Genomic DNA, 22,818 nt, shown 5'->3' on the forward strand with positions numbered 1-22,818 from the left:
CTCAGCGGCTCATCGAGAGCCTTGAAACTCGCTAATCGGCTATCGAACGTCTGGCTCAGACCGCGACGATCCGCACACTGGCACCTTCACCAACGCCCAGTGCTTCGGCGGCCTGCAGGCTCAGCACCACCGGTCTGCCAGGTGCCCAGTCCAGTTCCAGGAGCACCGCGCGGTAATCCTGCAACAGGCCGTTGGCAACCAGATAAAGACGCCCGCCTGTGCCGACATCGCTGCTTTGCGCGGTTTCGACCTTGACCGGCACCAGACGGCTCTGCGCGATGGACCGGATTCCGGATACCTTGGCATGCAGGGTCGGGCCACCGTCGAAGATGTCGATGTAATGGTCGGTTTCAAAGCCTTCGCGCATCAGGATGTCGAAGGTGATCTGCGCACGCGGATGCACCTGACCCATGGCCTCCTGCGCAGCGTCAGGCAGCAATGGCACGTAGATCGGGTAATGCGGCATCAGCTCGGCGAGGAAGGTCCGGCTTTTCAGCCCGCACAGGCGCTCGGCAGCGGCGTAGTTGAGATCGAAGAAGTTGCGCCCGATGGCATCCCAGAATGGCGAATCTCCCTGTTCGTCGCTGTAACCGACGATCTCGGTGACCACCGAATCGGCGAAACGCTCGGGGTGACTGGCAACAAACAGCAGGCGGCCGCGAGAGTTGAGCTCCGACCAAGCAGTGCCAACCAGCTCCGGGACCACGTAGAAACTGGTCAGCAGGCTGTTACCGGTCAGGTCGTGACACTGGGACAGAACATGGATCTTGTTATGGATCTTCAGTTCGCGGGAAGCATGCACGAAGGTTTCGTTGCGAAAACTGTAAAACGGCTCGGAGTAGCCCGCCGAAGCAACAATGCCCGAGCAGCCCACCAGCTTGCCGCTTTCGCTGTCTTCGAGCACGAAAAAGTAGGTTTCTTCGCCGTTGAAGCTGACCTCGGCGGCGAATGATGCCTCCGACGAGCCGATCTTGTCGGTCAGGCGGCCAGCATCGTCGGGCAAGGACGTGACACCGATAGGGCTGTCGGCAGCGAGGCGTTGAACCTCGGCCAGATCAGCCATTTGCGCAGGGCGCATCACCAGCATGGTGCCACTCCTTGTAGATCGACCGGCATTTACGCCGGCACTGGTAAAAGCACCACACGGCATCATGCCGCACAGCACAGGAAAATGTCCGGTGTTTGCCGATCAGGCAGACACCGGGATAAAGCGGATGAATCAGGACGTCAGCTTGGCGATGGCACGCTCGAAGCGGTTCAGGCCTTCTTCGATGTCTGCGTCTTCAATCACCAGGCTCGGCGCGAAACGGATCACGTCGGGACCGGCCTGCAGAATCATCAGATCCTGGGCTTCAGCGGCGTTGAAAATGTCCTTGGCCTTGCCTTTCCAGGCGTCGGACAGCACGCAGCCGATCAACAGGCCCAGGCCGCGCACTTCGGTGAACACGCCATATTGCTGGCCGATGCTCTCCAGGCGGGTCTTGAATTGCTGATGCTTGCGCTGCACGCCAGCCAGCACTTCAGGCGTATTGACGACATCAATCACCGCTTCACCGACCGCGCAGGCCAGCGGGTTGCCGCCATACGTGGTGCCGTGAACGCCGACCGCAAAGTGTTTGGCAAGTTTTTCAGTGGTCAGCATGGCCGCCAGGGGGAAGCCGCCACCGATGCTTTTAGCGCTGGAAAGTATGTCCGGGGTCACGCCGTAATGCATGTAGGCGAACAGATGACCGCTACGGCCCATGCCGCTCTGCACTTCATCGAATACCAGCAAAGCGTTGTGCTCGTCACACAGCTTGCGCGCGCTTTGCAGGTATTCCAGCTGGCCCGGCAACACGCCGCCCTCGCCTTGAATCGGCTCCAGCACCACGGCGCAGGTCTTGTCGGTAACAGCCGCTTTCAACGCTTCAAGGTCGTTGTACGGCACGTGGCTGATGCCGGTGATTTTCGGCCCGAAACCATCGGAGTATTTCGGCTGGCCACCGACGCTGACAGTGAACAGGGTACGGCCATGAAAACTGTTCAGCGCCGCGATGATTTCGTATTTTTCCGGGCCGTACTGGTCATGCGCCACACGACGCGCCAGCTTGAAGGCGGCTTCGTTGGCTTCAGCACCCGAGTTACAGAAGAACACGCGCTCGGCGAAGGTCGAATCCACCAGCTTTTTCGCCAGACGCAGGGTCGGCTCGTTGGTGAAAACGTTGGACACATGCCAGAGGTTGTTGGCCTGCTCGGTCAAGGCACCGACCAGCGCCGGATGGCAGTGGCCCAATACGTTGACGGCGATCCCGCCCGAGAAATCCACCAGTTCGCGCCCCGCCTGATCCCAGACCCGGGAGCCCGCACCGCGCACGGGGATGAACCCGGCCGGGGCGTAATTGGGGACCATTACCTGGTCGAAATCGGCGCGTTGCACCGCAGCATGCTCAACGGACATCGGAGTCTCCTGATGAGGAACGCCTGCCTGAAACTGGCGAGCGATGGGAAGATTGTAAGGACTGAATTGTGTTCGGCCTTGCCGCCAGGCGACAACTTGTTACAGCGCAAAACCGGGTTTTTTCAAGGTTTTCGGCAATGCGACATATTGCGTCACAAAGGCGCAGTTTAAACGGATTGAGGCCGGCCTGTCTGGACCAGAGCTGTCGCGGCAGCACTTCTATCGTGACAAGACAATCAACCGCGTTCGGCAGGCACCGGCGAAAGTTCGAACGGGCTGCTGCTGCGTCGCTGGTTGCGGTCTTCACGCGGCGTGGCACCGAAGAAGTTGCGGTAGGCGCTGGAGAAGTGCGGCCCCGAGGAAAAACCGCACGAAAGACCGATCTGAATGATCGACTTGCTGGTCTGCATCAACATCTGACGCGCCTTGTTCAGGCGCAGCTCCAGGTAATACTGACTGGGTACACGGTTGAGGTACTGCTTGAAGATTCGCTCTAGCTGACGGCGCGACACACACACGTGCTGGGCGATTTCGTCAGTGGTCAACGGCTCTTCGATGTTGGCTTCCATCAACAGTACAGCCTGGGTCAGCTTTGGATGGCTGGAGCCCAGACGGTTCTGCAACGGAATGCGCTGACGCTCGCCGCCTTCGCGAATGCGTTCGACCACCAGTTCTTCGGAAACCGCCCCGGCCAGTTCCGCGCCATGATCGCGAGACAGCACCGCCAGCAGCAGGTCGAGCACCGACATGCCACCGCAGGCGGTCAGACGATCCCGGTCCCAGTCGAACAAATGGCTGGTGGCGATGACCTTGGGGAAGCGCTCGGCGAAGTCGTCCTGCCAGCGCCAGTGCACGGCAGCGCGATAGCCATCCAGCAGGCCCAGTTGCGCGAGCGGGTAAACGCCCGCCGACAGCCCGCCAATCGAACAGCCGGCACGCACCAGTTGCTTGAGCGCGCTGCCCAGCGCCGGAGCCACGCCTGCCGGAGGCTCATCAGCGAGCAGAAACAGCTTCTGAAAACCGTCCAGTCGCCCGGTCCAGGGCTCGCCCGGCAATTGCCAGGCTCCGGCAACCGCTGTCGGCTCCCCTGCCTCGGCCTGTAGAAACGACAATTCGTAGACCACTTCAGGATGAACGCGCTGAGCGACACGCAAGGCTTCCTCGGCAAGTGCCAGAGTCAGGGCTTTGGTGCCAGGCCAGACGAGAAAACCTATTCGATGGGCAGTCATTGGGACATCCGATACGTATTGCCGCAAAAGCCGAGCCTCAGAAGATGGCTCGATCTGGAACATCCAGGTCATGTCGCGCGTCGCGCAGCATGCCCTGTTCTGCCGTAAAAAGGCATCGCCATGCGATGCCGATCGTCACTTGAGGCTGCCGGACAGGAACTGCTGCAGACGCTCGGTCTGCGGGTTGGCCAGTACCTCGCGCGGGTCACCACGCTCCAGAACCACACCCTGGTGCAGGAAAACCAGCTGGTTGGAGACTTCCCGGGCAAAGCCCATTTCGTGAGTCACCACCACCATGGTCCGGCCTTCCTGAGCCAGCCCCTGCATGACCTTGAGCACATCACCAACCAGTTCAGGGTCGAGCGCCGAGGTAGGCTCGTCGAACAGCATCACTTCAGGTTCCATCGCCAGCGCGCGGGCAATGGCCACACGCTGCTGCTCGCCACCGGACATGTGTCCTGGATAAGCGTCCTTACGATGGGACACGCCGACCTTGGCCAGGTAGTGCTCGGCTTTTTCCAGCGCTTCCTTTTTCGACACGCCCAGAACATGAACCGGCGCTTCGATGATGTTCTGCAGCGCCGTCATGTGCGACCACAGGTTGAAGTGCTGGAACACCATCGACAGCGTGAGCGCATGCGCTGCAACTGTCTGGCGTCGGCAGCTTTCAGACCGCCGTCCTTGTTCGGCACCAGCTTCAACTCTTCGTTGTTGAGCAGGATCTTGCCGGCATGGGGCTGTTCGAGCAGGTTGATGCAGCGCAGAAAGGTGCTTTTGCCCGAGCCGCTGGAGCCGATGATGCTGATGACATCGCCAGCTTTGGCGGTCAGGGACACGCCCTTGATCACTTCGTGACTGCCATAGCGCTTGTGCAGGTCCTGCACTTCCAGTTTGTTCATGCTTTGGGCTCCCACAGAACGGTCAATCACTGAGCAGACGTCCATGACGCAGCGCGGTGCGCCCCGCCACTTTGGCCAGCCAGAAACCTGGTTGAGCGTAACGAAGCCGCTCGATGGCAAACAGCACCCCGGCAGTATTCGCACAAATGGTACTGACCTGAACGGACAGCGGGTCGATGACTTCGAACAGCGCATCGCCGATTTCGACTTTATCGCCTGCGGCACGCAGGAATGTCACCACGCCAGGATGCGGCGCATAGAGCAATTCGGTACCTTCGAATGGCAGACCTTCACAGGCTTGATGTGCGGGCTGCGGCCAGTCACCGCTGATAAAACCCTGTTCGGCCAGAAACGCCAGAATGCCTTCGGCGTGCGCTTGCGCCTGAGGCTTGCCGGTGTCGGCCTGACCACCCAGCTCGATAGTGGTCGCCAGACACGCCAGCGGGATCTGCGCCTGCGGGAAGGTCCGTGACAGACGCAACCACGGCAGCGAACAGGCTTCATCGAAGGAACTGCCACCGGAATCCTCGGCCAGCAGTGCCACCTGAATATTCAGGTGCGCCGACAGCGAGCGCCATTGCGGCCAGTGCTGTGGCAAGGCATACATGTGCAGCGCGGCATCGGCATCGCAATGCAGATCCAGCACCACATCAGCGATGCTGGCATGCTTGAGCAGGATGCGCTGCATGCCTTGCAACTCCGATTGCGCGGCAGGCAAGCCTTCAAGTGCAGTCATCATCGCCTGACGAATCAATTGGGTATTGGCGCGCGGGTCATCGCCCAACTGGCCTTCCAGCAACTCGGCGACCGGCTCGCTCAGCTCGGTGAAGTCACGGTTGAAATTCTTGCCGCTGCCGAACTCGAAACGCCCCTGATGCGCACCTTGCAGCAACTGCCCCAGCCCCAGCGGGTTGGCCACCGGCACCAGCTCGACGACGCCCTTGAGCGCGCCTTGCTGTTCCAGCTCGGTCAGGCGTCTCTTCAACTCCCAGGCGGTGCGCATGCCGGGCAGTTCGTCTGCGTGCAGACTGGCCTGAATGTAGGCTTTTCGCTCGCCAGTGCCGAAGCGAAAGACACTCAGCGTGCGTTCGGTGCCGAGGGTGCTCCACGGCAATACATGATCGATTCTTTGCATTTCAGACCTTCCGTGGGGCCAGATAGCCCAGCCAGCGGCGTTCGGCAATTTTGAACAGCCGCACCAGAATGAATGTCAGGCACAGATAGAAAACGCCTGCGGTAACGTAAGCCTCGAACGGCAGGTAGAACTGCGCGTTGACCGTGCGGGCAGCGCCGGTGATGTCGATCAGGGTCACGATGGAGGCCAGACTGGTCGTCTGCAGCATCATGATGACCTCGTTGCTGTACTGCGGCAGCGCCCGGCGCAAGGCCGACGGCAGCAGAATGCGCCGATACATTTTGGCCTTCGACATGCCCATGGCCCGCGCAGCCTCGATTTCACCGGCCGGCGTGGCCTTGAGGCTGCCGGCAATGATCTCGGCCGTATAGGCGCTGGTATTGATAGTGAACGCCAGACAGGCACAGAACGTAGCACTGGACAGCCAAGGCCATAAAAAGCTTTCGCGCACCGCGTCGAACTGAGCCAGCCCGTAATAGATCAGGAACAGCTGGACCAGCATCGGCGTGCCGCGGATCACATAGGTGTACAGCCAGGCCGGCATATTGACCCAAGGGTTTTTCGAGACCCGCATCAGGCCCAGCGGCAACGCCGCGAGCAACCCGAATGCGAGCGAAATCGCCAGCAGTTTCAGGGTGGTCAGCAAGCCGCCGAAGTACAGCGGCAGGCTGTCCCAGATCACGTTGTAGTCAAAGATCATAGGTCAGCCGCCCTGACGCCTACCGAGTAGCGTTTTTCGAGGTAACGCAGAGCGAGCAGCGAAACACTGGTAATCACCAGGTACATCGCTGCAACCGCCAGAAAAAAGGTGAAAGGCTCGCGGGTGGCATCGGCCGCCTGCTTGGCCTTGAACATCATGTCCTGCAGGCCGACCACGGAAATCAGTGCAGTGGCCTTGGTCAAGACCAGCCAGTTATTGGTGAAACCGGGGATGGCCAGACGAATCATCTGCGGCACCAGAATGCGGAAGAACACCTTGCCGCTGCTCAGGCCATACGCCATGCCTGCTTCGGCCTGCCCCTTGGGGATGGCCATGAACTGGGCAGCCTGCGGCTGCAAATTGTGGGATTTTGAAATCGGTTATCATAGCCGAAATCGAGTCGATCCCTCCTCAGCACAGGCTTACACATGGCGTCAGAGACCAAAAAACGTAAACGGGCGAGCCGGGCAAAAGCCAAGGCAAAGCAGACCCGTCTCCAACGCGCCGGGCATACTACCTTCGTGCCCGATACCGACTTTTCCTTCGATATCGATCCTTTCGGTGATGTCGATCTTTGTAGTTGCTGCCAGACAACGTATCTGAACGACATGTTTCCCGACGCTTCTTGCGTAAGCGTTTAGATGAGAGAAGGGCCAGGCGGATTCGCCATCACCGCCGTCATTCACCACGATGAGGAGCCGCCCTGCTGACGTGGCCTCTGCACCGCCTGCTTACAAACCTCGACCGCTCAAAAACCTCTTCACGGCCAACGGCTGCTGGGCAGATTTGCTGGAAGCCGGCGGTCTGCGCCAAATCGAAGTGGAGTCGATCAGCAAAATGCTCGCCTGCGGCACCTCGATACTGGGCGTCAAACACTACACCTGTGCCAATGAGCATTGCCCGCACGTCAAATACCTGTGCAACACCTGCCATTGCCGGGCCTGTCCTTCCTGCGGCAAAAAGGCCACCGACCAGTGGATCGCCGTGCAAAACAACCGTCTGCCCGACTGCCCCTGGCAGCATCTGGTGTTCACGCTGCCCGACACGCTGTGGTCCCTGTTCTTCTACAACCGCTGGCTGCTCGATGCGCTGTTTCGTCTGGCGGCCGATAACCTGATCTACACCGCCAAGCGGCGCGGTTTGCGCGTCGGGATTTTCGGTGCGCTGCACACCTATGGCCGGCGGCTCAACTGGCATCCCCACGTCCACCTGTCGGTGACCGCGGGCGGCCTGGATGAGCAGGGCGTCTGGAAAAATCTGTCGTTCCACAAAGAGGCCCTGCGGCGGCGCTGGATGTGGCTGGTGCGCGATTACCTGCTGGGACAGCCGCTTTCGCAATTGACGATGCCGCCGCAGCTGGCCCACATCCACTGTGAAAGCGACTGGCGCCGTCTGATACTGACCGCTGGTGGCCAGCACTGGCACATCCACTTGTCGAAGAAGACGAAAAACGGCCGAAAGACCGTCAATTACCTGGGCCGCTACCTGAAAAAACCGCCCATCTCGGGCAGCCGATTGGCCCATTACACCTGCGGGGCCACGTTGAGCTTTACCTACCTGGATCACCGCACGCAGACCTATCAGCAGGAAACGCTGAGCCAGGCCGACATGCTGCGCCGGGTGGTGCAGCACATCCCGGAAAAGCATTTCCGGATGATCCGGTATTTTGGTTTTCTGGCCAATCGGGTGTGTGGGAAATACCTGCCGAAGGTCTATGAAGCATTGAAGATGGCGACGCCAGGACCGACACCGAAGCTGTATTTTGTGCAGATGGCCAAAGCCTTTCTAAACGTCGATCCGTTCCGCTGCGTGCTGTGTGGCGCGCGGATGGTCTACACGGCGGCAATCAGCGGGCTGACGGTGCAGGGACTGGTCCTCAACGCTCAGGCAATCGCGCAGATGAGGTACGTGAAGCCCTGACAGGGGGAAGGTGCGTCCGCACCTAGGCTCAGCGGTAAAATAACCTGCACAAATTCGGATTGATAGGGATTTTCACTGCATAAGTAACGCATCAGCGTCTTCCTACGCATCGCTATGAAGGCATGACGCCTCCTTCACAGCGTCAGGTTCATGCATAGGCATTTTGAAATTCCTATGCATGAAAGGTTTCCGAGAGATAGGCACCAAAAATGAAGCCCAGAGTGCAGATCCCGGCCAGCAAGGGGTCAAGATCGATGTAGTCATCAAAACCCAGCAGCGGCGCAACGCGGTTGAGCAGGTCCTGACCGCCGTAGAAAATCAGCAATATCAGGACCAGATCGGGAATGCCGCGAATGACCGTGCTGTACAGATCGCCCAGCCAGGCAATCCAGCGTACCGGCGACAGACGAAGCGCCACGCCGATCAGACCGAGAACGATCGCCAGAGCCATCGACGACAGGGCCAGCTGCAACGTCAGCCAGGCACCTTCGAGGATGACAGCTCCGTAACCTTTCAACATGATGTGCGGTCCTCAAGCGTGGAATAAAAATGGCGCAAGCCAGGCAATTCTGTTTGCGCCATTGATCAGGATCGGTATGACGACTTACTTGCCGTAGATATCGAAGTCGAAATATTTGTCCTGGATAGCCTTGTACTTGCCGTTGGCACGGATGGCTGCAATGGCGGCATTCAGGCGCTCAAGGTTGGCCTTGTCACCCTTGCGCACGGCGATGCCGATGCCGTCACCGAAGTATTTCGGGTCGGTGAACGATGGACCTGTGAACGCATAGCCCTTGCCTGCGTCGGTCTTCAGGAAACCGTCCTGCAGCAGGGTGGCGTCGGCAATCGTGCCATCCAGACGACCCGCACCGATGTCCAGGTAGATTTCGTTCTGCGAACCGTACGGCGTCACTTCCACACCTTTGGGGGCAAGAACTTCACGGGCGAAACGCTCATGGATCGAACCGCGCTGCACGCCGATTTTCTTGCCCTTGAGTTCCGCCAGGCTGTCGCTGATCACGGTGCCGTCTTTCATGACCAGACGGGCCGGGGAATTGTAGTACTTACCGGTAAAATCCACAGACTTCTTGCGGTCGTCGGTGATCGACATGGAAGAAAGGATCGCGTCGATCTTGCGCACTTTCAGCGCCGGGATAAGGCCGTCGAATTCCTGCTCGACCCAGGTGCACTTGACCTTCATTTCTTCACACAGCGCATTGCCGATGTCGTAGTCAAAACCGACGATGCTGCCATCCGGAGCCTTGGAAGCGAACGGAGGGTAAGCCGCTTCGATGCCGATTTTCAGCGGTTTTTCATCAGCAAAGATCGGCTGGGCGAGCACGGACAACGCCATCGCGCCAATAAGCATGAGCTTCTTCATTTCCAGGACTCCATCGGTAAAGCACGACAAGTGGCAAAGTGAGCAAGCGCCCAATGTGCGAAAGGACAATCTCGGGGGAGAGCGACGCCGGGGGCGTGACACCGCATTGGTGGCTCACGGACCTTCGGCGAATGACGGGCATTTTAACGACAGGCTCGAAGTCGATATTTCTTCAATGCGACAACTAGTTACAGATGCACCGAAAAACCCACTACCAGCTATTGACGAAGCATATTTCTGCTGATCCAGCAGAGCCAGCCAAACCTGTCATAACAGCAAAAAGCGCGCCCATTATTGGCAAACCCTTCTAATCCGGCAAGCCCAGCGTTCCATATGGCGGATGAAACGCCCTGATGCGTCGCAGCTTCCTACAAGAAAGCCAGAGAACGTCCCACAATGAAGCACCGTCCGACAACGCCGTGTAAACCCGTAACAAACCGATATATATATCTCGTTTCCGATACCGGGCCGCACAAACAAAAGCGCCCCGCCCGGCATTAACCGGACGAGGCGCGCTCAGTCAATGAGCGGTCAGGCAGCGTTCATGGTCTTGTGCGTGTCAATCAGGTGCTGCACCACACCCGGATCGGCCAGCGTCGAGATGTCACCCAGCGCATCGTACTCAGCGGTGGCAATCTTGCGCAGGATACGGCGCATGATCTTCCCCGAACGGGTCTTCGGCAATCCAGGTGCCCACTGGATGAAATCAGGCGAAGCAATCGGGCCGATCTCCTTGCGCACCCAGTTGCGCAACTCAGTGCGCAGCGCGTCGCTCGGTTCTTCGCCACCGTTGAGGGTGACGTAGACGTAGATGCCCTGCCCTTTCAAGTCATGTGGCACACCGACCACTGCGGCTTCGGCGACTTTCGGGTGCGCAACCATCGCGCTTTCAATCTCTGCGGTGCCCATGCGATGGCCGGAAACGTTGAGCACATCATCTACGCGCCCGGTGATCCAGTAGTAGCCGTCCTCATCGCGACGGGCACCGTCACCGGTGAAGTACATGCCACGGAAGGTCTTGAAGTAGGTGTCGACGAAACGGTCGTGGTCGCCATACAGCGAGCGTGACTGACCCGGCCAGGAATCGAGAATCACCAGATTGCCTTCGGCCGCGCCCTCGATGAGGTTGCCCAGGTTGTCCACCAGCGCCGGAATCACGCCGAAGAACGGACGTGTTGCCGAGCCCGGTTTCAGCGCTGTTGCGCCTGGCAGCGGGCTGATCAGAATGCCACCGGTTTCGGTCTGCCACCAGGTATCGACAATAGGGCAGTTCTGTTTGCCAACGGTGTTGTAGTACCAGCCCCAGGCTTCCGGGTTGATCGGCTCGCCCACCGAACCCAACAGACGCAGACTGGACCCGTCGGCACCTTCAACGGACTTGGTGCCCTCGGCCATCATGGCGCGGATCGCGGTAGGCGCGGTGTAGAGGATATTGACCTTGTGCTTGTCGATGATTTTCGACACACGCGTGATGTCCGGGTAGTTCGGCACACCTTCAAACAGCAGCGTGGTTGCACCATTGGCCAAGGGGCCATAGACAATGTAGCTGTGCCCGGTGACCCAGCCGACGTCCGCGGTGCACCAGTAGATTTCGCCCGGCTTGTAGTCGAACACACGCTCATGGGTCAGCGCCGCGTAAAGCAGATAACCCGCAGTGGTGTGCAACACACCCTTGGGTTTGCCGGTCGAGCCCGAGGTGTAGAGGATGAACAGCGACTCTTCGGCCCCCATCTCTTTTGGCGCGCAGGTGCTGGAGGCCACTTCCAGAAGCGAGTGGTACCAGATGTCACGATGACGGTTCCACTCGATTTCGCCACCGGTACGTTTGCAGACGATGACCTTCTGCACGCTGCTGGTTTCCGGATTGGTCAGTGCACGGTCGACATTCGCCTTGAGCGCAGTCTTCTTGCCACCGCGCAGGCCTTCATCCGCAGTAATGACCACCTTGGAACTGCAATCGATGATCCGGCCAGCCAGTGCTTCCGGCGAGAAACCGCCGAATACCACCGAGTGAATCGCACCGATCCGGGCGCACGCCAGCATGGCGACCACAGCCTCGGGGATCATCGGCATGTAGATAGTGACGACGTCACCACGGTGCACGTCCTGCCCGCGCAGTGCGTTGGCAAACTTGCAGACTTCGGCGTGTAGCTCGCGGTAGGTGATTTCACGGTGCTCGGAAGGGTCATCGCCTTCCCAGATGATCGCAATCGTGTCGCCGCGCTCTGCCAGATGGCGATCCAGGCAGTTATAGGCAACGTTCAGCGTACCGTCGGCGAACCATTTGATATCGACCCGATGGTCGTCGAACGAGGTTTGCTTGACCACACTGAAAGGTTTGATCCAGTCGAGGCGCTGAGCCTGTTCACGCCAGAAACCATCAGGGTTGACCACCGACTGCTGGTACATGGCCTTGTAGGTCGCTTCATCCGTCAGCGTAGTCGCTGCGACTTCTGGGCGGACGGGGTACAGGGAAGCTGCACTCATCTTGGTTACCTCGGTGGATAGTTGTTGTTTTATGCACCCGTTGTATCCCGCCCCACCCGGTGGGGCCATTCGACGTTGGTATTACCGGCGGGACCGGAGCGTCAAGCGCCCCCCCCCCGGATTATTACCGTTTTGATGAAAGCGCTTATCCAAAGTCTTTATATATGTCGCCATGCAACAGGCCTAGAATTCATCTCGCCAATACGGCAACTATCAGCTGCCCCCACGCAGCCCGCTTCTTGATATCAAACAGAGTTCGTACATGACGCTAAAAACGTGATGCGGACGCGCTCACTTTCAAAAAGGTAAAACACAATGAAAGCTTTATTAGTGACATTGGCACTGTGCGGTGTCAGCAGCTTCGCCATGGCCGAAGAATCGCAGACCAAAGTTGCTGCCCAGCAAGCCCGTGTCGAGCAATACACGTATGGCACTCATCTGGATATCGCCCGGGTTATTTCCATCAGCCAGATCCCCAATGTCTGCGAAGTGGTCCCGGCGCGCATGGTCTATGAAGACTCGCAAGGCGCAAGGCACACCATGAGCTACCAGGTGATGGGCAACGGCTGCAGTAACGGTTGATGCTTTTCGCTGTTGCGACCCGTGCTCGACGCCTCGCAGATATTGATTGCGGGGCGTATACACGAGCGTTGATTGCCGGGCGGTCAATCAGCGGATTGTTGATCGGCTGCGTGCCGGCCTGACTCACGCCCCAACTCAACTCATAGCCACGCAACTTGTTGGCAATGGTTGTATGTGACACCCCCAGGCGTTTGCCCAATTGGCGACTGCTGGGATATTGCGCATATAAATGTTCCAGCACCGATTTTTCGAAACGCCCGATAATAGCGTCCAGCCCCCCTTCCAGAGACACGTCGCTCAGCCCTGGCCGCACACCGTAATCCGGCAAACGAATATGCTCGGCCTGCACCTTGCTGCCGTCACACAGCGATACAGCCTGAAACAATACATTTTCCAATTGCCTTACATTTCCGGGCCAGTGGTACTGACTCAGGCGCTTGATGGCAGCCGGCGCAATGCCTGGTAACGGGCAGCCGATCTGGCGGCTGGCGTGATCCAGAAAGTGCTCCACCAGCGGCTCAAGACCGTCCAGACAATCGCGCAACGGCGGTATGTGCAGCGACAGCACATTGAGGCGATGATAAAGGTCCTGCCTGAAGACCCCTTGGGCGCATAGCTCCGACAGGTCGACCTGGGTCGAACACATCACACGCACATCGAGAAACATGTCCTCGTCGCTGCCGACCCGGCGAAAGCTGCCGTCCTGAATGAAACGCAGCAGCTTGGCCTGCATTCGCGCACTCAGCTCACCCACACCATCAAGGAACAGCGTGCCGCCTGCTGTCAGCTCCAGCAACCCGAGCCGGCCTTCCGCTCGCGCGCCCTCGAACGCACCGGGGTCGTAGCCGAACAGCTCAATCTCGGCCATGGACTCCGACAGCCCGGCACAGTTGAGCGCCATCAGCGGTGACTGGCCACGCGGGCTGGCAAGGTGGCAGGCACGGGCCAGCAATTCCTTGCCGGTGCCGGTTTCGCCCTCGATCAGCAGCGGCGCATCGAGTGGTGCCATGCGCCGCGCCTCGCGGACCACCGCAGCCATGACCTTCGAACTCTGAAAGATGCTGTCAAAGCCGCGTAACTCCTGTTTGCGCACATGGTAGATGCGCTCACCAACCCGATCAGCGCGGTGCAGGGTCAATACAGCCCCGGCCATGGCTTCGCTGTCATCGTGCTCCGATTGCAACGGGGCGATGTCGGCGAGAAACACATCGCCGCGCACCTTGACCCGCAGACCATTGATCCGCGACTGGCTGGCCCGCACCAGCTCAGACAGGTCGAAATCCTCGGCATAGCGCGACAACGGCATCCCCGGCACTTCATCCACCCGCACGCCCAACAACTGCGCGGCGGCACGATTGGCTGCGACGATTGCACCGGCCATGTCGATGGACAGCACAGGGAACTCCAGCGCGCCGAGCAAGGCGTTAAGCTCCATGTGCCGACGCTCGCTGGGCATCAGCCCAACGCGCTTGACGCCGAATACACCGGTGATCGCCTCAAACTTCGGGCGCAGGGCCTGAAACTGCAGATTGATCAGGTTCGGGCAATGCAGATAGATAGCGTCGCCATGCTCGCCCCCCACTTCACCACGCGCCACGTTGACGCCGTAGGCCACCAACAGATCGAGAATGTCGCGAAGAATGCCGATCCGGTTCTGGCAATGCACCTTGATGCGCATGATTCGGTCGCCCCTGTGAACGTGGGTTTTTAGAGAGTGGCAAAGTTTTCCGTCAACAATACGTTACAGAGGCACGCTTCGCGAGAGAGAAATCTGCTGAATTCATGGTCCACGGGAACCATAAGTAAAGTTTTCGTTACGAATTTGGGCGACAAGATGGGAGCGCGACGGCTTTCGCAGGCAGACCCATCGTCGAAAGCGGGTTATTCCTGCAGGCAGGCTTTTACAAAAATACGTTTACAAGAGCAGCCTTTCGAGGACATCAGCATGGCCCAGACGCTTTACGTGGCACGCGAGCCGGACGCTTCGGGCTTCATTGATTACACAGCAGCCGAACATTCGGTATGGAACACTCTGATTACCCGGCAGATGACGATCATTCAAGGTCGGGCCTGCCAGGAGTATCTGGACGGTATCGAGCAACTGGGCCTGCCCCATGAGCGCATTCCGCAGCTGGGTGAAATAAATAAGGTGCTGGGTGCAACCACCGGCTGGCAGGTTGAGCGAGTGCCAGCGCTGATCCCGTTCCAGACGTTCTTTGAACTGCTGGCCAGCAAGCGCTTCCCGGTGGCGACCTTTATTCGCACCGAGGAAGAACTGGATTATCTTCAGGAGCCGGATATCTTTCATGAAATCTTTGGTCACTGCCCAGTGCTGACCAATCCGTGGTTTGCCGAATTTACCCATACCTACGGCAAACTCGGCCTGAGCGCGAGCAAGGAACAACGCGTGTACCTGGCCCGGCTGTACTGGATGACCATCGAATTTGGTCTGGTCGATACACCACAGGGGCGCAAAATCTACGGCGGCGGTATTCTTTCTTCGCCCAAGGAAGCGGTGTACAGCCTGTCGCCGGCTCCCGAACACCAGCTATTCGACCCGCTTGAAGCGATGCGCACGCCGTACCGCATCGACATTCTGCAACCGCTGTATTTTGTTCTGCCAAGCCTCAAGCGCCTGTTCGACCTGGCGCAGGAAGACATCATGGCGCTGGTAGAACAGGGCATGCAGTTGGGCTTGCACGCCCCGAAATTCCCACCTAAAACCAAAAGCCACGCGGCCTGAAACGCGGCCAGGTATCTGAAAAGGAAACCCTGTTTATGAGTACCTTGAATCAAGCCCATTGCGAAGCCTGCCGAGCAGACGCCCCACAAGTCAGCGAAGCCGAGCTGCCGGAACTGCTCAAACAGATCCCCGACTGGAACATTGAAGTGCGCGACGGCGTCATGCAGCTGGAAAAAGTGTTCCTGTTCAGGAACTTCAAATTCGCTTTGGCGTTCACTAACGCGGTCGGCGAGATTGCCGAGGCTGAAGGCCACCATCCAGGCCTGCTGACCGAATGGGGCAAAGTGACGGTGACCTGGTGGAGCCACTCGATCAAAGGCCTGCACCGCAACGACTTCATCATGGCCGCACGCACCGATGAAGTGGCCCGTGGCGCCGAGGGCCGCAAATAATTTTTGCGAGAAGGTCTACGAGGGTTATTGCGCCCTGATGCAGCCATAACGCAGTAAAACCAAAGCGTGCAGCGACTCGCAAGGCATAGGCCCGGACAGTGAAAATGCGATTTTGTTTCGCTGACAAGCCAATGAGGATAAAAAAATATCCTGATTGTCATTTTCAGTGGGGTATCCTGCGCAGGCTTTTTTAAAGCACGGTTCTATCTGCAACCCCTTGCGAGGAGCGACGACGATGCATGAAATCCCTAACTTCCCACCAGGCCAACAGGAACCACAACAGTCGACCCTGGCTCAACAGGAGCTTGGTCAACCTGTCGCAATGAAAGCAGCACCCTCGGCTCAAGACAGCCAGAAAGCCGGAAGCAAAGACTGAAGGCGATTGTTTTCAGGCGTATCGAAAAACGGTTCTGCCGATTTTCAATACGCCTGGAAAACCAGTAACAAGCAAACAGCAGATTTTTATGAGCGACTTCACTGAAACGCAAGCCAATGCCCTGATTGGCACCGCCGAGAAAATGATCGAAATCTGGTCACGCCTCAGCCCGGAAAAACAGAGCGCCCTGCTCGCCCGTTTCGGTACTCAGGAAAACGCCTTGGCCGCCCTCGTGACCACACAGCTTGTAGCCCCGGCAAACAAATAATCCTCCATTCGCCGTTTATTTCACTTCGTTGCACCTGCATGACGCGATGCGTCGGTATGATAAGCACTTCGAGAGCTTGCTAAGGGTTTTTCCCTGCCCGCTCGAACGCCATACCCGCACAGAATGAAAGCCTGCCCCATGCCCGAGACACAGCAAACCACGCCGCAAACCTCTATGGCTGTTACCCAGACCGTCATTTCCATTGTGATGTTCACGTTTATCGGCTACCTGAATATCGGTATTCCGCTTGCCGTACTGCCAGGCTACGTCCACAGCGATTTAGGCTTCGGCGCGGTTATCGCAGGCCTGGTGATCAGCGTGCAGTACCTGGCGACATTGATCAGTCGACCATGGGCGAGCCGTATCATCGACAATCTGGGCAGCAAGAAAGCCGTGCAGATCGGCCTGACCGGCTGCGGACTGAGCGGTGTGTTCATGCTGGTGCCGGTCTGGCTGGACAGCTGGCCGATGGCGAGCCTGGTGATTCTGCTGATTGGCCGGGTGATTCTCGGCAGCGCGGAAAGTCTGGTAGGTTCGGGCTCGATTGGCTGGGGCATCGGCCGGGTCGGCGCGCAGAACACTGCCAAAGTGATCTCCTGGAACGGTATCGCCAGCTACGGCGCTCTGGCCATCGGCGCACCGCTGGGTGTCTGGATGGTTGACTCACTCGGGTTGTGGACAGTAGGTGTCAGCATCATGCTGCTCTGCGCACTGGGCCTGTACCTGACCTGGCACAAGCAGGCCGCACCGATTGTGCCAGGTGAACGGCTGCCCTTCATGCACGTACTGGGGCGAGTGTTTCCACACGGCATGGGCCTGGCGCTGGGCGGCATCGGCTTCGGCACCATCGCCACCTTTATCACCCTGTATTACGCGAGCAACCACTGGCCGAATGCGGCGCTGTGTCTGACCCTGTTCGGTGGCAGCTTCATCGCGGCGCGCCTGCTGTTCGGCAACCTGATCAATCGTCTGGGCGGCTTTCGGGTAGCGATTGTCTGCCTGTCAGTGGAAAGCCTGGGGTTGTTGCTGCTGTGGATGGCCCCCACTCCGGAGCTGGCACTGGCTGGCGCGGCGTTGACCGGTTTCGGGTTCTCGCTGGTGTTTCCCGCACTGGGCGTGGAAGCCGTCAATCTCGTCCCTGCCTCCAGCCGGGGCGCTGCGGTCGGCGCTTATTCGCTGTTCATCGACCTGTCCCTGGGCATCACCGGCCCACTGGCAGGCGCGATTGCCGCAGGCTTCGGCTTTGTCTCGATCTTCCTGTTCGCGGCGCTGGCGTCACTTACCGGGCTGGCGTTGAGCGTCTATCTGTACAAGCAGACGCAGGTGGTACGCCAGTGATGATCTGTTCCGGTCATCGCTCCCGCGCTCCAGAACGGCATGCGACGCGGAGCGACGCACGATATTCGGGCTGATCGTTCCCACGCTCCCGCGTGGTAACGCCGTTCTGGACGCTCTGCGTCCGATCTTGAAGGGCCAGCCGTACTCAGAAATCCACTTTCCCGCGTCCGGCCTTGATCGAGCCGCGTTTGCTCTTGGACTCCAGGCGGCGGGTCTTGGAACCCAGGGTCGGCCGTGTCGGGCGGCGTTTCTTTTCGACTTTGGCGGCGTTGACGATCAACTCGCTCAAGCGCAATAACGCGTCGGCGCGGTTCTGTTCCTGAGTGCGGTATTGCTGGGCCTTGAGCACGATCACGCCATCTCTGGTGATGCGGCTGTCACTCAACGCCAGCAGCCGCTCCTTGTAGAACGGCGGCAGCGACGAGGCGTTGATGTCGAAACGCAAATGCACGGCGCTGGAGACCTTGTTGACGTTCTGACCGCCCGCGCCCTGGGCGCAAATGGCCGTCAACTCGATCTCGGCGTCCGGCAGATGGACATTGTTGGAAATCACCAGCATCGGGGCATCTTCTTTTCTGCTCCAGGCACGGTTATTTACCAGTCTCGGCATTCATGACAACGCTACGCCTGTTCTTGGCTCGATAACACACCCACATGACCGCCAGCCAGACCGGTATCGCGTAAACCGATATCTGGATGCCGGGAATCATCAGCATGATGCCGAGGATAAACAGCACAAACGCCAGACACACGTAGTTACCGTAGGGATACCACAGCGCCTTGAACAGCGGCACTTGGCCGGTACGGTTCATGTGCTGGCGGAATTTCAGATGCGAATAGCTGATCATCGCCCAGTTGATGACCAGGGTGGCCACTACCAGCGACATCAACAGCTCCAGCGCCTGCTGCGGCACGAAGTAATTGAGCAGAACCGCCACCACGGTCACCGCGGCAGACGCAAAGATAGCCTTGACCGGCACCCCGCGCCTGTCGACCTGCGCCAGCGCCCTGGGCGCATCGCCCTGCTCGGCCATGCCTACCAACATGCGGCTGTTGCAATAAGTGCCGCTGTTATAGACCGACAGCGCTGCAGTCAGTACCACGAAGTTCAGGATATGCGCCGCCGCATCGCTACCCAGCATCGAGAACACCTGCACGAACGGGCTGCCGCTATAGGAGTCACCCGAGGCATTGAGGCTGGCCAGCAGGCTGTCCCAGGGTGTCAGCGACAACAGCACCACCAGTGCGCCGATGTAGAAAATCAGAATGCGGTAGATGACCTGATTGATCGCCTTGGGGATCACGGTCTTCGGCTGTTCGGCCTCGGCAGCGGTGAAGCCGAGCATTTCCAGGCCGCCAAACGAGAACATGATGATTGCCAGCGCCATGACCAGCCCGCCGACACCATTGGGAAAGAATCCGCCGTGTTCCCAGAGGTTGCTGACCGACGCCTGCGGGCCGCAACTGCCACTGACCAGCATGTAACTGCCCAGCGCGATCATGCCGATAATCGCCACCACCTTGATGATCGCGAACCAGAACTCGGTCTCGCCGAACACCTTGACGTTGGTCAGGTTGATGGCATTGATGAGAATGAAGAACGCAGCCGCTGAAACCCAGCTCGGGATGTCCGGCAGCCAGTAATGAATGTACTTGCCGACAGCAGTCAGCTCCGACATACCGACCAGGATGTACAGCAGCCAGCAATTCCAGCCGGACAGGAACCCGGCGAAACCGCCCCAATAATTGTGGGCAAAATGGCTGAACGACCCGGCGACGGGTTCTTCGACGATCATCTCGCCAAGCTGGCGCATGATCATGAAGGCGATGAAGCCGCAGATGGCATAACCGAGAATCATCGACGGCCCGGCTGATTTCAGCACGCCCGCCGAGCCGAGAAACAAGCCAGTGCCGATAGCGCCGCCCAGAGCAATCAGCTGAATGTGCCGATTCTTCAGACCGCGCTTCAATTCACCCGAGGATGCAGTTGTTTCACTCATTCGATAGCTACCTGATTGTTCTTGTTCTGTGACCGAAAAGGAACTGCCGCGCTTGTGACGCAACAGAATTGCAGCACCCCGGACGGGTGATCCGAAGTATTGAGCAGCAATGATTCACAGAAAAAAGCGCGGCATTGTACACCTGCATCCAGGTTGAGGTTTGAAACAGGGAAATGAATGCAGCGGGGCTGTATGACAAGGTTTTTCACATCGCCAAAAACGACAACGCCAGCCCTTGGGGCTGGCGATGCCATTCATTCACACCACAGGATCACTCAGGCTTGCGACGACCGAAGCCTGGACGCTGACCTGAACCTGCCGGTGGACCGCGACGCTTGCCTGACGGCGCATCGTCGTTGACCAGCTTGATGCCGACACGCTTTGGCCCAGGCTTGGCCGGGCGCTTATTCATCTCGCTCGGACGCTCGGCGACCGGTGTGCCACGGCTGTTGTCTGCCGGACGCGGTGCACGAGAACCGGGCTTGCCCGAGTCCTTGCGCGGCGAAGGACGCTGCGTGGAGTCGCCGCCACGCGGACGATCACGTTCGCTGCCGGTAATTTGCGGCTGACGCGGTGCGCGGTCGCCAGTCGCCGGAGCGCCAGCAGCCGGACGCAAGGTGCGAACGCGCTCGCCTTTGCCCAGAGGGCGCGACGATTGACGCTGCAGACGTTCCATCTTGTCTTTGGTCTTGGCATTCATCTGCGGCTGGGCCACAGGTTGCAGACCGACTTCGGCAGCCAGAATGTCGACTTCGTACTGGCTCATTTCGCGCCAGCGGCCCATCGGCAGGTCGGAGTTGAGGAACACCGGCCCGTAACGCACGCGCTTCAGACGGCTGACCACCAGCCCCTGGGATTCCCAGAGACGGCGCACTTCACGGTTACGACCTTCCATTACCACGCAGTGATACCAGTGGTTGAAACCTTCGCCGCCTGGTGCCTGCTGGATGTCGGTGAAACGTGCCGGACCGTCTTTAAGAATCACACCATTCTTGAGGCGCAGCAGCATGTCGTCATCGACTTCGCCACGCACACGAACCGCGTATTCGCGGTCCATTTCAAACGACGGGTGCATCAGACGGTTGGCGAGTTCACCGTCAGTGGTGAACATCAGCAGACCGGTGGTGTTGATGTCGAGACGGCCGATGTTGATCCAGCGACCCTCTTTCGGGCGCGGCAGACGATCGAACACGGTCGGACGACCTTCAGGGTCGTCACGGGTGCAGATTTCGCCATCGGGCTTGTTGTACATGATCACGCGGCGAACCGTTTCGGCTGCTTCTTCGCGCTTGATGACGCGACCATCGACACTGATGGCGTCATGCAGGTCGACGCGTTGACCGAGGGTCGCGTCCTTGCCATTGACCTTGATGCGGCCTTGGGTAATCCAGGCTTCTACGTCACGGCGTGAACCCACGCCAATGCGCGCCAGAACCTTCTGCAGCTTTTCGCCTGCGGGTCCGATTTCCTGGCTGTCCTGCTTGTCTTTTTCACTCATCTGGGCACCTCCCGGTGTGTCGAATCAGGGCTGGCCGAGAACCGGCAAGACCTGTGCCCGGCACGCTGTGGATAGCGGCAGGGCGAAATACTTGAAAGCCCGGGCGACACTTGATCGCCGAGGGTCGGCCATCATACGCCCCTGCGTCGGTTTACGCATCCAGCGTCAGTGGCAAATGCCCGAATCACTTCTTCTTTTTACGACCGGCGGTCTTGAGCTTCGCCAGCCGCTTGGCAGACTCCTCGAGTACCGTGCGCTTGTCATCCTTGTCGAGTTTCTTCCAGGCCTTGATTTCCCGCTTGCTGCGGCCACAGCCCAGGCAGATATCATCATCGAACTTGCACAGGCTGATGCAGGGGTTCTTGGTCGAACTCATGGGCAGCGGGTCTCATGGCGAGGGATATAGTTTGTGACTCTGGTCAGGCGTATGAATTCGACCGAAGTGCGCTGCACGCTCCAGGACGAGGTATCAAGAGGACGCAGAACGCTCATGGCTACATACAGGTCTTGTGGGAGCGAGCTTGCTCGCGAAAGGGCCCTTACAGAATCCGAAAATAGCGAGCCTGCACCATCGCCTTCGCGAGCAAGCTCGCTCCCACGAGACTTGTGTATCACGCTGAACGCTTCAGCGTGGGAGCGATAGTCAATCAGACCTCATCGTCGCCTTTGTCGTCTTCAGGATCTGGATCTGGCTCTGGCTCTGGCTCCGCCCGCAGCAGGTCGTCGAAGTCGGTCTTGAGGCCTTGCTCCATCGAATCCAGTTCCACCAGCAGGCTGCGGAAGCTGGTTTCGTCGCGAGGTGCTTCGGGTTCCGCTTCCGGATCGAGGCTGGCGTCGGCCAGGGCCTGCAGGTGCGCGGGTACGGGGGCGTCTTCGAAATCCAGGACCGGCTCGGTTTCCATCTCGCGCAGGTCGGCCAGCGGCGGCAGCTCGTCCAGGCTTTTGAGGTTGAAGTGATCCAGAAAACCCTTGGTGGTGGCAAACATCGCCGGCTTACCGGGCACGTCACGATAGCCCACCACCCGAATCCACTCGCGTTCCAGCAGGGTCTTGACGATGTGGCTGTTCACCGCAACACCGCGCACGTCTTCAATTTCGCCCCGCGTGATCGGCTGGCGATAAGCGATCAAAGCCAGGGTTTCCAGCATGGCGCGGGAGTAACGCTGCGGCCGTTCTTCCCACAACCGTCCGACCCAAGGGGAGAACCGGTCACGAATCTGCAGGCGATACCCCGAAGCGACTTCCTTGAGTTCGAAAGCACGCCCCTCGCAGGACTTACGCAGCACCTCCAACGCTTTTTTGAAAATCGGCGGTTCGGGACGCTCGCCCTCTTCGAACAGCTCATACAGCCGCTCCAGTGTCTGCGGCTTTCCGGAGGCCAGCAGAAAGGCTTCAAGCAACGGGGCCAGTTCACGCGGTTCGTTGAGGTTCAT

At 59.0% G+C, this 22,818-nt stretch carries 19 protein-coding genes and 4 pseudogenes; 7 read left to right on the top strand and 16 right to left on the bottom strand.

The features are described from left to right. Positions 1-55: 55 nt before the first annotated feature. The 7 genes and pseudogenes from aruF to AC4ANK_RS19335 all read right to left on the bottom strand — a co-directional run. Positions 56-1,087 carry an arginine/ornithine succinyltransferase subunit alpha gene (gene aruF, locus AC4ANK_RS19305; RefSeq protein ID WP_002554436.1) on the bottom strand — a complete coding sequence of 344 codons (1,032 nt, stop codon included), beginning with the start codon at positions 1,085-1,087 and terminating at the stop codon, positions 56-58. 132 nt (positions 1,088-1,219) lie between these two features. Further along, positions 1,220-2,437 (bottom strand): aspartate aminotransferase family protein, encoded by a 1,218-nt coding sequence (locus AC4ANK_RS19310; protein WP_002554437.1) that lies wholly within the window; start codon positions 2,435-2,437, stop codon positions 1,220-1,222. Between the two features lie 236 nt (positions 2,438-2,673). After that, positions 2,674-3,666 carry a transcriptional regulator ArgR gene (argR, locus tag AC4ANK_RS19315; protein WP_002554438.1) on the bottom strand — a complete coding sequence of 331 codons (993 nt, stop codon included), beginning with the start codon at positions 3,664-3,666 and terminating at the stop codon, positions 2,674-2,676. A gap of 135 nt (positions 3,667-3,801) precedes the next feature. Further along, a pseudogene (locus AC4ANK_RS19320) lies at positions 3,802-4,610 on the bottom strand (ABC transporter ATP-binding protein). Next, positions 4,588-5,700: a succinylglutamate desuccinylase/aspartoacylase family protein gene (locus tag AC4ANK_RS19325; protein WP_460384754.1), complete on the bottom strand. Its 1,113-nt coding sequence runs from the start codon at positions 5,698-5,700 to the stop codon at positions 4,588-4,590. The pseudogene AC4ANK_RS19320 and the gene AC4ANK_RS19325 overlap by 23 nt, the downstream one beginning before the upstream one ends. Position 5,701: 1 nt before the next feature. Further along, positions 5,702-6,400 (bottom strand): ABC transporter permease, encoded by a 699-nt coding sequence (locus tag AC4ANK_RS19330; RefSeq protein WP_002554441.1) that lies wholly within the window; start codon positions 6,398-6,400, stop codon positions 5,702-5,704. After that, positions 6,397-6,738: pseudogene (locus tag AC4ANK_RS19335) on the bottom strand (ABC transporter permease subunit); the annotation flags it as partial. The gene AC4ANK_RS19330 and the pseudogene AC4ANK_RS19335, both read right to left, overlap by 4 nt. A 90-nt stretch (positions 6,739-6,828) precedes the next feature. On the opposite strand from AC4ANK_RS19335, the gene AC4ANK_RS19340 reads away from it, so the two are divergent. Together AC4ANK_RS19340 and AC4ANK_RS19345 are read left to right on the top strand one after the other, a co-directional pair. Next, positions 6,829-7,041 (top strand): hypothetical protein, encoded by a 213-nt coding sequence (locus AC4ANK_RS19340; RefSeq protein ID WP_460382897.1) that lies wholly within the window; start codon positions 6,829-6,831, stop codon positions 7,039-7,041. A 49-nt stretch (positions 7,042-7,090) separates the two neighbouring features. Beyond that, positions 7,091-8,320 carry an IS91 family transposase gene (locus AC4ANK_RS19345; protein ID WP_460384752.1) on the top strand — a complete coding sequence of 410 codons (1,230 nt, stop codon included), beginning with the start codon at positions 7,091-7,093 and terminating at the stop codon, positions 8,318-8,320. A gap of 181 nt (positions 8,321-8,501) precedes the next feature. Here AC4ANK_RS19345 and AC4ANK_RS19350 read toward each other — a convergent pair. The 3 genes and pseudogenes from AC4ANK_RS19350 to acs form a co-directional block, all read right to left on the bottom strand. Continuing rightward, positions 8,502-8,840 (bottom strand): annotated as a pseudogene (locus tag AC4ANK_RS19350) (ABC transporter permease subunit); the annotation flags it as partial. A gap of 84 nt (positions 8,841-8,924) precedes the next feature. Then, positions 8,925-9,701: an ABC transporter substrate-binding protein gene (locus tag AC4ANK_RS19355; RefSeq protein ID WP_002554443.1), complete on the bottom strand. Its 777-nt coding sequence runs from the start codon at positions 9,699-9,701 to the stop codon at positions 8,925-8,927. A 531-nt stretch (positions 9,702-10,232) separates the two neighbouring features. Further along, positions 10,233-12,188: an acetate--CoA ligase gene (gene acs / locus AC4ANK_RS19360; RefSeq protein WP_002554444.1), complete on the bottom strand. Its 1,956-nt coding sequence runs from the start codon at positions 12,186-12,188 to the stop codon at positions 10,233-10,235. 315 nt (positions 12,189-12,503) lie between these two features. Between acs and AC4ANK_RS19365 the strand changes: the two genes are divergently transcribed. Next, positions 12,504-12,770, top strand: a complete 267-nt coding sequence (locus AC4ANK_RS19365) for a DUF2790 domain-containing protein (protein WP_002554445.1) — start codon at positions 12,504-12,506, stop codon at positions 12,768-12,770. 148 nt (positions 12,771-12,918) lie between these two features. Here the strand turns inward: AC4ANK_RS19365 and AC4ANK_RS19370 are convergent. Continuing rightward, positions 12,919-14,448, bottom strand: a pseudogene (locus tag AC4ANK_RS19370) (sigma-54-dependent transcriptional regulator); the annotation flags it as partial. A 267-nt stretch (positions 14,449-14,715) separates the two neighbouring features. Here AC4ANK_RS19370 and phhA point away from each other — a divergent pair. The 4 genes from phhA to AC4ANK_RS19390 all read left to right on the top strand — a co-directional run bounded on the left by phhA (position 14,716) and on the right by AC4ANK_RS19390 (position 17,887). Further along, positions 14,716-15,513 (top strand): phenylalanine 4-monooxygenase, encoded by a 798-nt coding sequence (gene phhA, locus AC4ANK_RS19375; protein ID WP_460384749.1) that lies wholly within the window; start codon positions 14,716-14,718, stop codon positions 15,511-15,513. 35 nt (positions 15,514-15,548) lie between these two features. After that, a complete protein-coding gene (locus AC4ANK_RS19380) occupies positions 15,549-15,905 on the top strand; it encodes a 4a-hydroxytetrahydrobiopterin dehydratase (RefSeq protein WP_031595694.1) in 357 nt (118 codons plus the stop codon). Positions 15,906-16,369: 464 nt separating this feature from the next. After that, on the top strand, positions 16,370-16,549 hold the full coding sequence (locus tag AC4ANK_RS19385) for a hypothetical protein (protein ID WP_002554448.1): 180 nt from the start codon (positions 16,370-16,372) through the stop codon (positions 16,547-16,549). Positions 16,550-16,687: 138 nt separating this feature from the next. Then, the gene (locus tag AC4ANK_RS19390; protein ID WP_002554449.1) at positions 16,688-17,887 is read left to right on the top strand and encodes an MFS transporter; all 1,200 of its coding nucleotides are present in this window, start codon (positions 16,688-16,690) and stop codon (positions 17,885-17,887) included. Positions 17,888-18,032: 145 nt separating this feature from the next. Here the strand turns inward: AC4ANK_RS19390 and arfB are convergent, their stop codons facing one another. From arfB to scpB, 5 genes are all read right to left on the bottom strand, one after another. Next, complete coding sequence (gene arfB, locus AC4ANK_RS19395; RefSeq protein WP_002554450.1) at positions 18,033-18,446, bottom strand: alternative ribosome rescue aminoacyl-tRNA hydrolase ArfB; 414 nt, start codon at positions 18,444-18,446, stop codon at positions 18,033-18,035. Between the two features lie 31 nt (positions 18,447-18,477). Then, positions 18,478-19,887, bottom strand: a complete 1,410-nt coding sequence (locus AC4ANK_RS19400; RefSeq protein WP_002554451.1) for an amino acid permease — start codon at positions 19,885-19,887, stop codon at positions 18,478-18,480. Between the two features lie 271 nt (positions 19,888-20,158). Beyond that, positions 20,159-21,385 (bottom strand): 23S rRNA pseudouridine(2605) synthase RluB, encoded by a 1,227-nt coding sequence (rluB, locus tag AC4ANK_RS19405; protein ID WP_002554452.1) that lies wholly within the window; start codon positions 21,383-21,385, stop codon positions 20,159-20,161. A gap of 184 nt (positions 21,386-21,569) precedes the next feature. Then, a complete protein-coding gene (locus AC4ANK_RS19410; protein ID WP_002554453.1) occupies positions 21,570-21,761 on the bottom strand; it encodes a DUF1289 domain-containing protein in 192 nt (63 codons plus the stop codon). 271 nt (positions 21,762-22,032) lie between these two features. Beyond that, on the bottom strand, positions 22,033-22,818 hold the full coding sequence (gene scpB / locus AC4ANK_RS19415; RefSeq protein WP_044318422.1) for an SMC-Scp complex subunit ScpB: 786 nt from the start codon (positions 22,816-22,818) through the stop codon (positions 22,033-22,035).

It is taken from the genome of Pseudomonas sp. Pmew2, from assembly GCF_058129885.1.

What these genes read in the sequence shown, in the direction of transcription:
- aruF (WP_002554436.1), bottom strand. Translation starts at nt 1,087, where the DNA reads ATGCTGGTGATGCGCCCTGCGCAAATGGCTGATCTGGCCGAGGTTCAA.
- AC4ANK_RS19310 (WP_002554437.1), bottom strand. Translation starts at nt 2,437, where the DNA reads ATGTCCGTTGAGCATGCTGCGGTGCAACGCGCCGATTTCGACCAGGTA.
- argR (WP_002554438.1), bottom strand. Translation starts at nt 3,666, where the DNA reads ATGACTGCCCATCGAATAGGTTTTCTCGTCTGGCCTGGCACCAAAGCC.
- AC4ANK_RS19325 (WP_460384754.1), bottom strand. Translation starts at nt 5,700, where the DNA reads ATGCAAAGAATCGATCATGTATTGCCGTGGAGCACCCTCGGCACCGAA.
- AC4ANK_RS19330 (WP_002554441.1), bottom strand. Translation starts at nt 6,400, where the DNA reads ATGATCTTTGACTACAACGTGATCTGGGACAGCCTGCCGCTGTACTTC.
- AC4ANK_RS19340 (WP_460382897.1), top strand. Translation starts at nt 6,829, where the DNA reads ATGGCGTCAGAGACCAAAAAACGTAAACGGGCGAGCCGGGCAAAAGCC.
- AC4ANK_RS19345 (WP_460384752.1), top strand. Translation starts at nt 7,091, where the DNA reads ATGAGGAGCCGCCCTGCTGACGTGGCCTCTGCACCGCCTGCTTACAAA.
- AC4ANK_RS19355 (WP_002554443.1), bottom strand. Translation starts at nt 9,701, where the DNA reads ATGAAGAAGCTCATGCTTATTGGCGCGATGGCGTTGTCCGTGCTCGCC.
- acs (WP_002554444.1), bottom strand. Translation starts at nt 12,188, where the DNA reads ATGAGTGCAGCTTCCCTGTACCCCGTCCGCCCAGAAGTCGCAGCGACT.
- AC4ANK_RS19365 (WP_002554445.1), top strand. Translation starts at nt 12,504, where the DNA reads ATGAAAGCTTTATTAGTGACATTGGCACTGTGCGGTGTCAGCAGCTTC.
- phhA (WP_460384749.1), top strand. Translation starts at nt 14,716, where the DNA reads ATGGCCCAGACGCTTTACGTGGCACGCGAGCCGGACGCTTCGGGCTTC.
- AC4ANK_RS19380 (WP_031595694.1), top strand. Translation starts at nt 15,549, where the DNA reads ATGAGTACCTTGAATCAAGCCCATTGCGAAGCCTGCCGAGCAGACGCC.
- AC4ANK_RS19385 (WP_002554448.1), top strand. Translation starts at nt 16,370, where the DNA reads ATGAGCGACTTCACTGAAACGCAAGCCAATGCCCTGATTGGCACCGCC.
- AC4ANK_RS19390 (WP_002554449.1), top strand. Translation starts at nt 16,688, where the DNA reads ATGCCCGAGACACAGCAAACCACGCCGCAAACCTCTATGGCTGTTACC.
- arfB (WP_002554450.1), bottom strand. Translation starts at nt 18,446, where the DNA reads ATGCTGGTGATTTCCAACAATGTCCATCTGCCGGACGCCGAGATCGAG.
- AC4ANK_RS19400 (WP_002554451.1), bottom strand. Translation starts at nt 19,887, where the DNA reads ATGAGTGAAACAACTGCATCCTCGGGTGAATTGAAGCGCGGTCTGAAG.
- rluB (WP_002554452.1), bottom strand. Translation starts at nt 21,385, where the DNA reads ATGAGTGAAAAAGACAAGCAGGACAGCCAGGAAATCGGACCCGCAGGC.
- AC4ANK_RS19410 (WP_002554453.1), bottom strand. Translation starts at nt 21,761, where the DNA reads ATGAGTTCGACCAAGAACCCCTGCATCAGCCTGTGCAAGTTCGATGAT.
- scpB (WP_044318422.1), bottom strand. Translation starts at nt 22,818, where the DNA reads ATGAACCTCAACGAACCGCGTGAACTGGCCCCGTTGCTTGAAGCCTTT.